Origin of the sequence: Streptomyces toyocaensis (assembly GCF_000725125.1) — a bacterium.
Taxonomy (GTDB): Bacteria; Actinomycetota; Actinomycetes; order Streptomycetales; family Streptomycetaceae; genus Streptomyces; species Streptomyces toyocaensis.
In genome coordinates this window covers 17,733-32,332 of sequence record NZ_JFCB01000008.1, presented here as the reverse complement: position 1 = coordinate 32,332, position 14,600 = coordinate 17,733, and the positions used below count along the sequence as shown (strand labels likewise).

General features: G+C 73.2%; 13 protein-coding genes. 5 read left to right on the top strand and 8 right to left on the bottom strand.

What is annotated here, in order from left to right; genetic code table 11:
• Positions 1-93 precede the first annotated feature (93 nt).
• The 7 genes from BU52_RS11395 to BU52_RS11365 form a co-directional block, all read right to left on the bottom strand.
• Positions 94-1,434 (bottom strand): ABC transporter ATP-binding protein, encoded by a 1,341-nt coding sequence (locus BU52_RS11395; protein WP_037932243.1) that lies wholly within the window; start codon positions 1,432-1,434, stop codon positions 94-96.
• Between the two features lie 208 nt (positions 1,435-1,642).
• Positions 1,643-1,834: a hypothetical protein gene (locus tag BU52_RS11390; RefSeq protein WP_037932241.1), complete on the bottom strand. Its 192-nt coding sequence runs from the start codon at positions 1,832-1,834 to the stop codon at positions 1,643-1,645.
• Between the two features lie 103 nt (positions 1,835-1,937).
• Positions 1,938-3,167, bottom strand: coding sequence for an MFS transporter (locus BU52_RS11385; RefSeq protein ID WP_037932239.1), 1,230 nt, complete (start codon positions 3,165-3,167; stop codon positions 1,938-1,940).
• A 31-nt stretch (positions 3,168-3,198) separates the two neighbouring features.
• A complete protein-coding gene (locus BU52_RS11380) occupies positions 3,199-4,632 on the bottom strand; it encodes a CitMHS family transporter (protein WP_037932238.1) in 1,434 nt (477 codons plus the stop codon).
• Between the two features lie 134 nt (positions 4,633-4,766).
• Positions 4,767-7,031: a molybdopterin-dependent oxidoreductase gene (locus BU52_RS11375; protein ID WP_037932236.1), complete on the bottom strand. Its 2,265-nt coding sequence runs from the start codon at positions 7,029-7,031 to the stop codon at positions 4,767-4,769.
• Between the two features lie 91 nt (positions 7,032-7,122).
• Entirely contained in the window at positions 7,123-7,740 is a 618-nt protein-coding gene (locus BU52_RS11370; RefSeq protein ID WP_037932234.1) for a TetR/AcrR family transcriptional regulator, read from the bottom strand.
• On the bottom strand, positions 7,740-8,360 hold the full coding sequence (locus BU52_RS11365; protein WP_037932231.1) for a hypothetical protein: 621 nt from the start codon (positions 8,358-8,360) through the stop codon (positions 7,740-7,742). The genes BU52_RS11370 and BU52_RS11365 overlap by 1 nt, the downstream gene beginning before the upstream one ends.
• 167 nt (positions 8,361-8,527) lie before the next feature.
• Here BU52_RS11365 and hmgA point away from each other — a divergent pair, with 167 nt between their 5' ends.
• From hmgA to BU52_RS11350, 3 genes are read left to right on the top strand one after another with little or no spacing between them, the layout of a single operon-like run.
• Positions 8,528-9,880 carry a homogentisate 1,2-dioxygenase gene (hmgA, locus tag BU52_RS11360; RefSeq protein WP_051858114.1) on the top strand — a complete coding sequence of 451 codons (1,353 nt, stop codon included), beginning with the start codon at positions 8,528-8,530 and terminating at the stop codon, positions 9,878-9,880.
• Positions 9,881-9,907: 27 nt separating this feature from the next.
• Positions 9,908-10,657, top strand: a complete 750-nt coding sequence (locus BU52_RS11355) for a GntR family transcriptional regulator (RefSeq protein ID WP_037932230.1) — start codon at positions 9,908-9,910, stop codon at positions 10,655-10,657.
• Positions 10,658-10,683: 26 nt separating this feature from the next.
• The gene (locus tag BU52_RS11350) at positions 10,684-11,880 is read left to right on the top strand and encodes a type ISP restriction/modification enzyme (RefSeq protein WP_037932229.1); all 1,197 of its coding nucleotides are present in this window, start codon (positions 10,684-10,686) and stop codon (positions 11,878-11,880) included.
• Positions 11,881-11,898: 18 nt separating this feature from the next.
• On the opposite strand, the gene BU52_RS11345 is transcribed toward BU52_RS11350, so the two are convergent.
• Entirely contained in the window at positions 11,899-12,615 is a 717-nt protein-coding gene (locus tag BU52_RS11345) for a TetR/AcrR family transcriptional regulator (protein WP_037932227.1), read from the bottom strand.
• Positions 12,616-12,677: 62 nt separating this feature from the next.
• On the opposite strand from BU52_RS11345, the gene BU52_RS11340 reads away from it, so the two are divergent.
• Both BU52_RS11340 and BU52_RS11335 read left to right on the top strand, forming a co-directional pair.
• On the top strand, positions 12,678-13,655 hold the full coding sequence (locus tag BU52_RS11340) for a daunorubicin resistance protein DrrA family ABC transporter ATP-binding protein (protein WP_037932224.1): 978 nt from the start codon (positions 12,678-12,680) through the stop codon (positions 13,653-13,655).
• Entirely contained in the window at positions 13,652-14,434 is a 783-nt protein-coding gene (locus BU52_RS11335; protein WP_037932221.1) for an ABC transporter permease, read from the top strand. The genes BU52_RS11340 and BU52_RS11335 overlap by 4 nt, the downstream gene beginning before the upstream one ends.
• The last annotated feature ends 166 nt before the right edge of the window (positions 14,435-14,600 follow it).

Below are 14,600 nucleotides of genomic sequence, written 5' to 3'. Positions count from 1 at the left end.
GGGCGGGCGTCGGGGTAGGACTGCTCACGTCGTCCGGACCCTAAACTAGCGATGATAGTTTTCCGGCGCCAGGGGGACGCCCGCGCGACGGTGTCACTCCTCCAGCTCGGGCAGCCGCTCCGGGTTCGGGCAGATCCGTTCACCGTGCTGGTCGAAGACGAACAGGTGGGCGAGATCGACCAGCAGGGGTACCTGCATGCCCTGCCGGAGCCGGATGTCCGGCGTGGTGCGGACGATCAGGTCACCTGCGACACGCGGTTCGGCCGGGGCGGGTGCCGGGTCCTGCCGTCCGGGCTCGTCCAGCGTCGCCACGGACCCGGCACGCAGCGCGCCCGCCCGTTCCCGCAGGCGCTCCAGGACCGTGCCCTCGCGCCGGCGGCGCCTGGCCGGGCGGTCGGATCTCTGCCGGGGGGCCTCCAGCTCGGGCACGACGGCGGGGCGGGAGCCGGTGTTGAAGTGGACGAGCACCTCGTGGCCCTGGAACTCCAGATGCTCCACCAGGCCGGTGAGGGCCACCTCGCCGGGCCGGGCGGCGGACGGCTTGGCGATCCGTACCGCCTCCGAGCGCAGCCCCACGATGACCTCGCGGCCCTGCTGCACCCGGAGCAACTGGTGATCCAGGGACAGCGGTTCGGGCAGCCGCAGGAACTGCTTGCCCAGGCTGATGGTCATCGCCCCGTCCAGTGGCGCGCGCACCAGGCCGCGCAGCAGGTTGATGCGCGGCGTGCCGATGAACGCGGCGACGAAGACGTTGTTCGGCAGCGCGTACACCGTGCGCGGGGTGTCGACCTGCTGCAGGACACCCCCGCGCAGGACGGCCACCCGGTCCCCGAGCGACATCGCCTCGGACTGGTCGTGGGTGACGTAGACGGTCGTGACGCCCAGTTCGCGGGTGAGCTGGGCGATCTCGGCGCGCAGATGGTTGCGGAGTTTGGCGTCCAGGTTGGACAGCGGCTCGTCCATCAGGAAGGCGGAGGGGTGGCGGGCGATGGCCCGGCCCATGGCGACCCGCTGGCGTTCGCCGCCGGAGAGCTGGGCCGGGAAGCGGTCGAGGAGGTCCTCGATCCCGAGCATCCGGGCGGTGGCGTCCACCCGCGGGGCGGGGTCGGCGCCGGGGGCCTCGATGCGCAGCGGGAAGCCGATGTTGTCGCGGCTGGTCATGCTCGGGTAAAGGGCGAAGTTCTGGAACACCATCGCCATGTCCCGTTCGGACGGCGGCAGGTCGTTGCCGTACTCGCCGTCGAGGAAGAGCAGGCCCTCGTCGATGTCCTCCAGTCCGGCGATCATCCTGAGCACGGTGGACTTGCCGCAGCCCGAGGGGCCGAGCAGGACGAGGAACTCCCCCGGCGCGATGTCCAGCGACAGCCGGTCCACCACGCGGACGCCTCGCGTGTATGCCTTGCTGACGTCGTGCAGGGTGATGGCGCGTGTCATGAGGGGCCCCCGGGGGCTGGTCAGGGCGCTGGTGCTCCGCGGTCGGACGCCTCGTACGGGTCGTACGGGGCGCGTGAGTCACGGAAGCTAACGGAATGTAGGCGGCCGGGGGAAGACGCCGGACGGGATCTCGGCGCTTCATCCGATCCGTGAGAAAGCGGACGTCCGGATTCGGCGCGTGGGACGGCCGGCCGCCACGGGTTCCGCGTCAGTCGTCCCCGCCGTCGTCGCCGTTCGCGGAGCCGCCGCGCGAACGGCCGGCCCGGAGCAGTTCACCCGCCGCCAGGGTCGCCCTCGCCGCACCCCGCGCCCAGCGCGGGCCGCCCCGCGCGGCCCAGACCACGCAGGCGCATCCCCCGGCGACGACGACGAGAACTCCGGACAGGACAAGAAGAAGCATGAGGTCCCCCTCGTGGGCACACGGCACCCGGTCATCGGTGCGCGCCCGTACTGGTGTGCGATCCGTGCCATCCTGCCGTACGCGCGCGCCGCCCGCGGTCCCCTCAGCGAGTCGTACGGCACCGGGGACGGGCCCGGCTCCCTTTCCGGCCGGGCGGCCGGTCCTCCGCGGGGCCGGACGGAGTGCTCAGGGCGACGCCCGAGGACAGCAGGAGCAGCGCGCCCAGCGTCACGAACGGCGCCGCCACGCCCGCGACGCCCGCGATCAGGCCCGCCCCCGCGGGCGCGGCGGCCTGCCCCAGCCGGTTGCCGGTCAGGCGCAGGGCGAGGGCGGTGGAGCGGGCCCCGGCCGGAGCGGCCTGGACGACCGTCGTCATGGAGAGCGGCTGGCCGACGCCCAGGCAGAAGCCCAGGGCGGCCAGGACGAGCGCCAGCGCCCAGACCGGCACCGGCACCGCGACGCCCGCGCACAGCAGCGCCGCCAGCAGACAGGTGACCGTCAGCAGCGCCGTGCGGCCGAGCAGCCGCAGCAGGGGTGTGAGCACCAGCCGGCAGGCGATCGTGGCCGCCGCGCGCAGGCTCAGCAACAGGCCGACGACGGCCGGGTCGATGCCCCGGTGCTCGCCGAGCACCGGGAGGTAGGCGGTGAGGATGTCGGTCGCGGACAGCACCGCCAGGCTGACCAGGATGCCCGCGGGGACGCCCCGGGCGCGCAGGATGCCGCGCACCGGCACCCGTGCGCCCGGCGCGGTCCGGGACGCCGGGACCGCCGGGAGCTCCGTGCGCCACAGGGAGGTGAGGGCGAGCGCCCCGCCCGCTCCCGCGGCCAGCAGGGCGAACGCACTGGTACGGGCCATGTCCGCGCCGATCAGCGCGCCCGCCGCGACGGGCCCGGCCAACTGTCCGAGCGAGGCGCCGATGGCGAAGTGGCCGAAGTTGCGATCCTGTTCGTGAGGTGCGGACTGGCGTGCGACGAGCGACTGGGCGCCGATGACGAAGCAGAGGTGTCCCAGGCCCATCACCCCGCTCCACAGGGCCATCGTCCCCAGCGAGCCGGCGATGCCGCTCAGCGCGCAGCCACCGGAGATGAGCACCACGCCGGCCGGCAGCAGGGGCGCGCAGCGGCCGCGGTCGGTGCGCCGGCCGAGCGGTACGGCGACGAACAGCGGGAGCAGCGCGTACACGCCCGCGATCACCCCGACCGCCCGCTCGTCCGCGCCCAGTGCCAGCGCCCGGTAGGAGACGGCGGGCCGGGCCATCGACACCGCCCCCTGGGCGAAGCCGAAGGCGATGACGAGGCGGAGCAGCCAGCCGCGGTTCCCACCGGGCGCCATGACCGGCTCCCTCCCTTCAGGTGTACGGGGCTCAGACGATGCCGAACAGGAAGCCGGCCCCGAGGATCAGCAGGCAGGTCAGGGCCGCCCACTTGACCACGAACCGCGTGTGGTCGCCGAACTCCACCTTGGCCATGCCGACCAGGACGTACACCGCGGGGACGAGCGGGCTGGACATGTGCAGCGGCTGGCCGACGAGGGAGGCACGGGCCATCTCCAGCGGGGAGACGCCGTGTGCCGCTCCGGCCTCGGCGAGCACGGGCAGGACCCCGAAGTAGAAGCCGTCGTTGGACATGAAGTACGTCAGCGGCAGGCTCAGCACCCCGGTGACGAGGGCCATGTGCGGGCCCAGGCCGCCGGGGACCACGTCCACCAGCCACCTGGCCATGCTGTCGACCATCCCGGTGCCCTGGAGGACGCCGGTGAACACGGCGGCGGCGAAGACCATGCCGGAGACGTTGAGGACGTTGTCGGCGTGGGCCGCGATACGGGCCTTCTGGTCGGGGATGTGGGGGAAGTTGACGGAGAGCGCGAGCGCGGCGCCGAGCAGGAACAGCACCGGGATCGGCAGCCACTCCATGATCATGGCGGTGAGCAGGGACACCGTGAGCAGCGCGTTGAACCAGTAGAGCTTCGGGCGCAGGGTGGGGCGGTCGGGGTCGAGGCCCTGGAAGTCCCCGTGGTCCTCCGCGTCGTCCTCCGCGCCACTCGCGGTGCCGTCGAGCGCGTCGGTGTCCGCTGTGGCGCCGGAGCCGCCGGCCGTCCTGGAGCCCCTGCCGGAACCCGCCCCGGACCCCCCACCGACCGGCACGGTCTCCTTCTCCTCGGCCGGCGCCCGGTCCAGCGTCAGCACACCCAGCCGCCTGCGCTCCCGCAGTCCCAGCACGTACGCCAGGACGAAGACGCCGAGCAGGCCGACCAGCAGGGCGGGAATCATGGGCACGAAGATGTCGCTGGCGTCGAGCTTCAGCGCGGTCGCCGCACGGGCCGTCGGACCGCCCCAGGGAAGGGTGTTCATCACGCCGTTGGCCATGGCGGCGACACCGGTCATCACCACCAGGCTCATCTTCAGGCGCTTGTACAGCGGGTACATCGCGGAGACGGTGATCATGAAGGTGGTGGATCCGTCGCCGTCCAGCGACACGATCGCGGCGAGCACCGCGGTGCCGACGACGATCCGCATCGGATCCGCCCTGCAGAACCTGAGGATCCCGCGGACGATCGGGTCGAAGAGTCCGACGTCGATCATCACACCGAAGTAGACGATCGCGAACATGAGCATCGCCGCGGTGGGGGCGAGGCTGGACACGCCGTCGATGACGTAGTCACCGAGGTGCGCGCCCTTGCCGACGAACACACAGAACAGCGCGGGGATCAGCACGAGCGCCGCGATCGGCGACATCTTCTTCGCCATGATCAGGACCAGGAAGGTCGCGATCATGGCGAAGCCGAGGATGGTCAGCATGACTGGATACCTAACGTTCGCCCTTGAACATCCCACCAGGGCCGGCGGTGCGACGACGTTAGGTGCGGCGAAGCCGCGTCAGCAAGACGTCGGCCTGCGAGCAATAAGCGCAAAACCCCAGGTCACAGCTTTGCTCAGGTCAGAGCGTCGAACGTTTCGGTCACGACGGCGGGAACCGGGGCCACCTCGACGGGCACGCCGTTCAGAACGGCGTTGCCCGACAGCGGGTCCAGGAGGCTGCCGTCGAGGAGCTGGTTGACGTTGGCGCCGGGATCGGCCGCGGCGTGCCGGGTGCGGGTGCCGGGGCGGTCGTGCCCCCAGCCGTGCGGCAGGCTCACCACGCCGCGGCGTACGGCGTCGGTGACCTCCGCGGGGGCGGTCACCTCTCCCCCGGCACCCTTGATGCGTACCTGCTGTCCGTCCCGTACGCCGAGGCGCCCGGCGTCGTCGGGGTGGAGGTGGAGGGTACAGCGGTTGGAGCCGCCGGTGAGGGCGGGCACGTTGTGCATCCAGCTGTTGTTGGAGCGCAGATGGCGGCGGCCGACGAGGACCAGCCCGTCCGGACGTTCGTCCAGGGCGGCCCGCAGCCGGGGGAGGTCGGCGGCGATCGGCTCCGGCAGCAGCTCGACCTGCCCGCTGCGGGTCTTCAGCGGCTGCGGCAGACGCGGGCGCAGGGGGCCGAGGTCGATGCCGTGCGGGTGGGCGAGCAGCCTGTCCAGGGTCAGTCCCTCCGGGTCGGCACCGAAGCCGTCGCCGTAGGGGCCGAGGCGCAGCATCATGTCCAGCCGCCGCTCGGGGCCGTTCTCGCCGCTGAGCAGGCCGGCGAGCTCCTGCTGGTCGCGGCCGTGCACCGGGGAGTGCGGGTCGCGGACCGCTTTGCCGAGGGTCTGGTCGATCACCATGGCGTCCACGGCGGCGGGGTCGGCGCCGTGCAGGCCGGTGGCGGCCAGGACCAGCCGGGCCAGGATCTCGGTCTCGGCCATGCGGCCGGGCTCGAGGGGGACGGCGGGGCGGGTGTAGCGGACCTGGTTGCGCACGGCGAGGGTGTTGAAGGCGAAGTCGTGGTGCGGGCTCTGCGCGGGCGGGGGCGGCGGCAGGACGACGTCCGCGTGGCGTGAGGTCTCGTTGAGGTACGGGTCGACGCTCACCATGAAGTCCAGTGAGCCGAGCGCCTTGTCGAGCCGGTCGCCGTCCGGGGCGGAGAGCACCGGGTTGGCCGCGACGGCGATCAGGGCGCGGACCGGCTCGCCCTCCTCGGTGGGGGTGTCGATCTCCTCGGCGAGGGCGGACAGCGGCAGTTCGCCCTTGGCCTCGGGGTGCCGGCGCACCCGGGAGTGCCAGCGTCCGAGGGCGAAGCCGCGGCCGGGTCCGGCGGGTCGGGGCGTCCTGTCGGTGGCGGCCAGTGGGAAGAGGGCACCGCCGGGCCGGTCGAGATTGCCGGTGAGGATGTTGAGGACGTCGACGAGCCAGCTCGCGAGGGTGCCGTGCGGGACGGTGCAGCTGCCGATGCGGCCGTAGACGGCGGCGGTGGGGGCGGCGGCGAGTTCGCGGGCCAGGGTGCGGATGACGGCGGCGTCGATGCCGCAGGCGCCGGACACCGCTTCGGGCGTGAAGTCGGCCAGTACCCCGGCGAGTTCGTCCTGGCCCCGGATGTGCGGCGCCCGCTCCCCGAGGTCGGCGGGGCCCTCGTCGAACAGGGTGTGTGCCATCGCGGCGAGGAGCAGCGCGTCGGTGCCGGGGCGGATGGCGAGGTGGCGGTCGGCGAGGCGGGCGGTGCGGGTGCGGCGGGGATCGATGACGGTGAGGGTGCCGCCGCGGGCCCTGAGCGCCTTCAGCCGGCCGGGGAAGTCGGGGGCGGTGCACAGACTGCCGTTGGACTCCAGGGGGTTGGCGCCGATCAGCAGGAGGTGGTCGGTGCGGTCGAGGTCGGGCACGGGGATGAGGTTCGCGTCACCGAAGAGCAGTCCGCTGGAGACGTGCTTGGGCATCTGGTCGACGGTGGAGGCGGTGAACAGGCTGCGGGTGCCGAGCCCGCCGATCAGCACGGGCGGGTAGAGGGCGCCGGCCACGGTGTGGACGTTGGGGTTGCCGAGGACGACGCCGACGGCATGCGGTCCGTGCCGTTCGGCGACGGGCCGTATCCCCGCGGCCACGGCGTCGAACGCCTCCTCCCAGGTCGCCTCGCGCAGTTCGCCGTCGACGCGGACGAGCGGGGCGCGCAGCCGGTCGGGGTCGGAGTCCACGGCACCGAAGGCGGCGCCCTTGGGGCAGATGAATCCCTTGCTGAACACGTCGTCGCGGTCGCCGCGGGCGCCGGTGACCCGGCCGTCCTCGATGGTGAGGGTCAGGCCGCAGGTGGCCTCGCACAGGGGGCAGACACGAAGGGCGGTGCGGGACACGGGACCTCCCGGGTACGGCGGCGGTGACGCACGGACGGGCCGAGCATACCGACCGGTACGCATGGAGGGGAGGGGGTGCCGCGGGCGGAACTCAGTCCAGCACCTGCGCCAGGTAGGCACGCAGCATCCCGCGCAGTTCGCCGATGACCTTCTCGTCCCCCTCGGGCGCCATCCGGAACGCCAGGTGGACGAGGGCGTCGGCGGTCTCGACGGCGACGAGGAAGGTGCGGCGCAGGTCCTCGTCGGCCTCGCGGCCGAGGTAGGCGGAGAGCAGGTCGGTGAGGCGGTCCGCGACCCGGCGGTTGGGTTCGGCCCGGCGGGTGCCGACCGGTATCTGGTTGCCGAAGTCGACGAGGGAGAAGCCGGGGGCGGTGCGCTTCATGTCCAGGTACGCGTCCAGCACGACGTCCATGGCGTGCCGCCAGCCCTGGTCGCCCGCGGCCCCGAGGCGTTCGCCGACCCGTTCGGTGAAGCGTTCCAGATTGCGCTGGGCCAGGGCGTCGGCCATCTGGCGTTTGTTGCCGAAGAAGCGGTAGACGGAGCCGATGGGCACACCGGCGCGCTCGGCGACGGCCCGGGTGCTCAGGTCGTCGTATCCGGCCTCGTCGAGGAGTTCGGCGCAGGCGTCGAGGATTCTGGCCAGCCGTTCGGCGCTGCGCCGCTGCACGGGCGCTCTGCGGAGCGATGTCGCGTGGGGCACGGGCTTCATCATGCCTGTCCGGCACCGTGAGGTGAACCTCGCCCTCCGCTACGGTGCCGCCCGCCCGCTCCGTGCTCCGGCGCGCCGGGGACCGCCTGCCCGGCGAGGGGCTCCGCGCCGGGGTCGTCGCCCGGTTCCCGCTCCGACACCGTGATGTCGGCCGTGCTCTCGACGGGCTCGCCGTCCACGGCCCACGCCGACCCGTCGTCGGCGTAGAGGCGCACGGTGATCTGGTGCGTGCCGCGCGGGACCATGCCGCCGGGGAGGTGGTACTCGGGGGTGCGCAGCAGGGCGACACGGCGGCCGTTCACCTCGAGGTGGGCCAGTCCGCGGCCGGCCACCGCCCGCTCGCCCGTCCCGTCCGGCGAGAAGCGGAAGTTGCGCACCCGCAGCCGCACGTCCCAGCCGCCGGAGTCGGGCGTGACCTCGACGCCGACCCCGGGAGCGTTCCGCCCGTCCACCTCGCGCAGGGGACGCCCGTCCTCGTCCCGCTCGTCGAGGAGCCGGCCGACGGGCGAGGCCGACACCCCGTCCTGGTCCCGGGCGGCACGGGAGTCGCAGCCCGCGGACCCGGCCGCCAGTACGACACAGACCGCGAGCGCGGTGAAGATGCTCCGCCTCCACGTCATACCGGGGAGCGTAGAACACGGGTGCGAGTCCGCGGATCCACCTGAAGTCGGGTTCCGCGTCCTCCGCCGAGAGGAGGAGCGCCACCGGCATCGCGCGCCCCCTTGCGCCGGGGAAAACGCAATCCTACGGTGTCCCATAGGAATCGGATCGCAAGGGAGCAGCGAACATGACCGATGGGGGCACCACCGGCACGAGCGCGTTCGAGCACGGGGGAGCACGCAAGGCCGCCGAAGCACTGGAACACCTCTCCGGCTTCGGCAACGAGCACAGCTCCGAGGCGATCCCGGGCGCCCTGCCCGAGGGCCGCAACTCGCCGCAGCGCGCCCCGCTCGGACTGTACGCGGAGCAGCTGAGCGGTTCGGCGTTCACCGAGCCGCGGGCGGAGAACCGCCGCTCCTGGCTGTACCGGATCCGCCCGTCGGCCGCCCACCCGGCGTTCTCCCGCACGGGCAACGGCGCCCTGCGCACCGCGCCCTTCACTCAGACGGTCCCCGACCCCAACCGGCTGCGCTGGAACCCGCTGCCCGCCCCGGCCGAGGGGACCGACTTCCTGGCCGGGCTGTGGACCCTGGGGGGCAACGGCGATGTCACCCAGCGCGCGGGGATGGCCGTACACCTGTACCACGCCAACGCCTCGATGGACCGCGTGTTCAGCGACGCCGACGGTGAGCTGCTGATCGTCCCCGAGCTCGGCGGGCTGCTGCTGCGCACGGAGTTCGGGCTGCTGCATGTGGAGCCGGGGCACATCGCGCTGATTCCTCGTGGGGTCCGGTTCCGTGTGGATCTCCTGGACGAGTCGGCCCGCGGCTATGTGTGCGAGAACTACGGAGCGCCGTTCCGGCTCCCCGACCTCGGCCCGATCGGCGCCAACGGTCTGGCCAACGCCCGTGATTTCAGGGCACCCGTCGCCGCGTTCGAGGACGTCGAGGGCCCGGTGGAGGTGGTGAACAAGTTCTGCGGCAACCTCTGGTCGGCCGGCTACGACCACTCCCCGCTCGATGTCGTCGCCTGGCACGGCAACTATGTGCCGTACGCCTACGATCTGCGCCGCTTCAATGTGATGGGCACCATCTCCTACGACCACCCGGACCCGTCCATCTTCACGGTGCTGACGTCTCCGAGCGACACCCCCGGCCTCGCCGGGGTGGACTTCGTGGTCTTCGCCCCGCGCTGGCTGGTGGGCGAGGACACCTTCCGCCCGCCGTACTTCCACCGGAACGTGATGAGCGAGTACATGGGCCTGATCGAGGGCGCGTACGACGCGAAGGCGGAGGGCTTCGTGCCGGGCGGGGGCTCGCTGCACAACACGATGTCGGCGCACGGCCCGGACCGCGAGACGTTCGAGAAGGCGAGCGCCGCGGAGCTGCGCCCGCAGAAGATCGACGACGGTCTGGCCTTCATGTTCGAGACCCGCTGGCCGGTGTCGCTGACGCCCCAGGCGGCCCGGGCCGAGCACCTGCAACAGGGCTACGACGACGTGTGGCAGGGACTCGAGCGGCACTTCCAGCCGTTGCACTGAACGTTCTCGGACCGGTACGGATAGCCCGTGACCTCCTTCGCTCCGGATTCGATCGTCCTGAACCGCAAGCTGCCGCTCTGGTACCAGGTGTCGCAGTCGCTGCGCGCCTCGATCCTCGGCCGCTCGCCCCAGGACCCCCTGCGCCTGCCCACCGAGGAACAGCTGGCCGGCCACTACGGCGTGAGTGTGCTGACCATGCGGCAGGCGCTGAAGGAGCTGGAGGACGAAGGGCTGATCACCCGGTACCGCCGGCGCGGCACCTTCATCGAGCCCGGCGCCCGGCGGGGCGCCCCGGTGCGGCTGCTGGGCTCGGTGGACGCCATCGTGGCCCAGCAGTCCGGGATGACGACCGAACTGCTGGAACACGGCCCCGCGCCGGTGCCCGCGGAGATCGCCGAGTACTTCCCGGACCTGTCCGAGGCGGCGGCGTACCACCGGCTGCGCAGCGACGAGAAGACGGGCGAGCCGACCAACCACGCGCGCAACTGGGTCCGCCCCGAACTGGCCGCCCGCATCGACCTGGACGACCTGGTGCGGTGGCCGATGACCAAGGTGCTGCGGGACGTCGTCGGGGCGGACATCAGCCGGATCACGGACACGGTGGAGGCGCGGCTCGCGGACCCGGAGACGGCCCGTCTGCTCCAGGTCCCGCTGCTCAGCCCGATCCTGCACTACACGGGGGTCACCTACGACAGCGGCGGCCGCCCCCTGGACGTGGCCGTCATCCACTACCGGGGCGACCGCTTCTCCTTCACGGTGACCCTGGACGCCACCTGAGCCGCCCGTCCCCCACAGGTCGTACGATGCCCAGCGTGACGCACGACGACGCTCCGCTGCTGGCGGACCTCATGCCGTGGTCCGTCGCACCGCCGCGGCTCGGCCGGGGGTGGCCGGCGGCTCCCGACGCGGCGTCCCTGGAGGCCCGTTGGGACGCCCTGGTGAAGGCCGGGGGCCAGGACCGCGAGGCCCTGTTCCAGCCGACCCGTTCCCGGACCCCGCACTCGGCCGTCGGGCAGTTGCCGGGGCGGAGCGGCGGCACCGGGAAGCTGGCCCGCGCCACGGGCCCGTGCCCGGAGCCGGTACGGGTCCTGTACGCCCCGTTCGACGAGCAGTGGCTGATCCCCGACCAGCGGCTGATCGACGCGGCCCGCCCGGAGCTGTGGCGGGTGGCGGACGAGCGGCAGGTCTTCGTCGTGGAGACCGCGCGGGGCGGCGCAGCCGCCGACGGCTCCGCCGGTCCGCCCCTGCTCGCCACGTCCCTGCTGCCCGTGCTCCGCGCGGGACGCGTCCGCCCGCTGTTCCGCCGGCCGGGCGCCACCGAGCCCAACCTGGCCCCGGGCCTGACGGACCACCTCGCCTCCCGGCTCGGCCGCGACACCTCCCCCATGGACGTCCTCGCCTGGGCGGCGGCCGTGGCACGGCCCGCGCCCGGGGGCCTCGCGGTGCCGCTCACCGGGGACGCGGACGAGTGGGAGCGGGGCATGGCGGTGGGCCGCCGGATGCTGTGGCTGATGCGGCGCGACGGGGAACGCCCGAAGCTGCCGGGCGGACGCCGCCCCTACGTCCGTGCCCCGCTGCCCTCCCGCCCGGGGGCCGTGCGCTACGACCGGGAGGACGAGGCCCTGCTGCTCGACGAGGGCCGCATCTCCCCCGTGCCGCCAGAGGCCTGGGACTTCGAGGCCGGCGGTGTCCGGGTGCTGGAACAGTGGTGCGCGGCCCGTACGGAGCCGGGCGAGCCGGGCACGCTGGCCGCGATCCGGCCCGCCGTCTGGCCCCAGGCCTGGACCTCGGAGCTCCTGGAGCTCATCACGGTCCTCGCCCTGCTGGCCGAACTGCGCCCGCGTCGGGAGGCGCTGACGGACGGGGCGGTCCCCGACCCGGTCACGCCGGCCGAGCTGTGCGAGGCCGGCGTGCTCCCGGTAGCGCCCTCGGCGCGCCGCCCCGCCTCGGTGCTGGACGCCCACGAGGAGGGCCCGGAGGGCCAGCTCGCGCTCATCTGACGTCCGCCGGGAGCGGGTTCAGCGGCGGGAGTGGTCGAAGCCGTCCAGCAGTCGGCCGAGCGCCCGCTCGAACACCGCCTCCAGGTCGATCGGCCCCGCGTCCTCCGCGAAGGCCGCCGCCATTCTCGGGTACTCGCCGGTCGCCACCCGGCCGCCCAGGTAGGCGATCCGCATCGCGTTCTCCCGCTCCTGCGACCAGGGCAGCGAGCGGGTGCGCTCGTCGGTGGCCAGTTCGTTGGTGACGTACGTCGTCACGATGCCGTTGAGCATCGCGATCAGCTCCAGCTTCGTGCCGTACGGCTCGGGAAGCGGGTCCAGGCAGGCCAGGCAGTGTTCGAGATAGCGCAGGGCGTTGGGGCTGAAGCCGTAGACCGGCGACATCAGCCGCGGCAGCCACGGATGGCGGTGCATCAGCGCGCGGGTCTGGTGCGCCACCCGGAGCATGTCGGCGCGCCAGTCACCGCCGGGTTCCCACAGTTCGTGCTCGCCGCCGGCCGCGTCCACCATCAGCTCGTACAGGTCCTCCTTGCGGGGGACGTAGTTGTACAGCGACATGGTGCCGCAGCCCAGTTCGGCGGCGACGCGGCGCATGGAGACCGCGTCCAGGCCCTCGGTGTCGGCGATCCGGACCGCCGCCGCCGCGATGTCGGCGCGGGTGTACGCCGGTCTCGGTCCACGGCCGGTGCGCTCGGGGCGCGCCCAGATCACTTCGGGTTCGGCCGCTCGGCCCGCCATCGGTCATCACCTCCCCACCATCGTAGTTACGTACACCGTACGTAGTGCGCTATGGTCGACCCATGACTACTACGTACGCTGTACTTAGTGAAGGTCTGGAGAAGCGCTTCGGGGAGGTCCGCGCCCTGCGCGGGCTGGATCTGGCGGTGGCCGAGGGCACCGTGTGCGGGATGCTCGGGCCCAACGGGGCGGGCAAGACGACCGCCGTCCGGCTGCTGACCACCCTGCTGCGGCCCGACGCGGGCTCGGCGCGGATCGCGGGCCACGACCTCGTCCGGGAGGCCGCCGCCGTACGGCGCAGGATCGGCGTCACCGGGCAGGACACCTCGATCGACGGGGATCTCACCGGGCGCGAGAACCTGCGGCTGTTCGCACGGCTGCACCGGGTGGGCGGGGCGGCCGGGCGGGCCGACGAGCTGCTCGACCGCTTCGGGCTGACGGAGGCGGCCGACCGGCCGGCGTCCGGCTGGTCGGGCGGCATGCGACGCCGGCTGGACCTGGCGGCGAGCCTGATCCGGCGTCCCGAGGTGCTGTTCCTGGACGAGCCGACGACCGGTCTCGACCCGGCCAGCCGCACGCTGATCTGGGAAGCGGTGCGCGAACTGACCCGCGAGGGCACAAGTGTGCTGCTCACCACCCAGTACCTGGAGGAGGCCGACCGGCTGGCCGACGACATCGCCCTGGTGGACCGGGGACGGGTCGCGCACACGGGCTCCCCGGCCGAGCTCAAGGCGCTGGTCGGGACGCACGCGGAGGTGATCGTCGCGGACCCGGCCGCGCTGGCGGCGGCCGCCGGGGTGCTGGACCGCCTCACCGGTTCGCAGCCGTCCCTGGACCGCGAACGGAACGCGGTCGGCGTGGTCACCAAGGACGCGACCGTCACTCTCCCGCACCTGGTGCGGACGCTGGACGCGGCGGGCGTGCCCTTGCTCGACGCGAGCCTGCGGCCCCCCACTCTGGACGATGTGTTCTTGCGGCTGACCGAGGGCTCCGTGGCCTTCGCCGGCCGCCCCGGTGACGACAAGGAGCGTGCAGCGTGAGCACGTTGGCGTACGACGGCACCGCGATGCTCGGCCGGCAGCTGCGGCGGATGCGCAACAACCCCGGGCTGCTGATCCTCACCCAGACCATGCCGGTCAGCATGCTGCTGTTCTTCGGTTACGTCTTCGGCAGCGCGCTCGCCGTGCCGGGTGCGGAGTACCGGTCCTTCCTGGTTCCGGGACTGCTGGTGGCGACGGCGGCGGGCGGGGTCATGACCGGCATGTTCCAGTCGGCCCAGGACGTCCACCGCGGGGTGACGGACCGGTTCCGCACGCTGCCGGTGAGCCGGGCCGCCGTGCCGGCGGGCCAGGCCGTGGCGGACGTGCTGGTGACAGCGGCCGGGACGGTGCCGTTCCTGCTCGTGGGGCTCGCGGTCGGCTGGCGGGTGGAGGGAGGCGCGGCGGCCGCGGCGGGTGCCCTCGCGCTGTTGCTGCTGTTCCGGTTCGCATGCGTGTGGATCGGCGTCTTCCTCGGGCTGCTCACCCGGAACGAGGAGGCGGCCGGTCAGCTGGGCGGGGCGACCTTCCTGCTGCCGCTGCTGTCCAGCGCGTACATTCCCACCGAGGGGCTGCCCGGGTGGCTGCGCACGGTGGCGGAGTGGAATCCGATCAGCGCGGTGGCGACGGCACTGAGGGAGCTGTTCGGCAACGCATCCGTGCCGGAGGGGGCGGCCTGGCCGGTGGCGCATCCCGTCGCCGGGTCACTGGCCTGGTGCGCGGTGCTGCTCGCGGTGTTCGTGCCGCTCGCGGTGCGGAGGTACGCGCACGGCGGGCGGTGACCTGCGAGGAGGACGGGGAGTGACCGGCGGGCCCCCGCTTCGCTGCCGGGTGGGACCGGGGGCGCCGGCAAGAGGACGTGCTGGAATCTTCGATGCGCCGGGTGCCCTGGGTGCCGCGGGGATGACGGACGGGCGGGCGCTGCGCCGGGACGGTGGGACCGTCCGG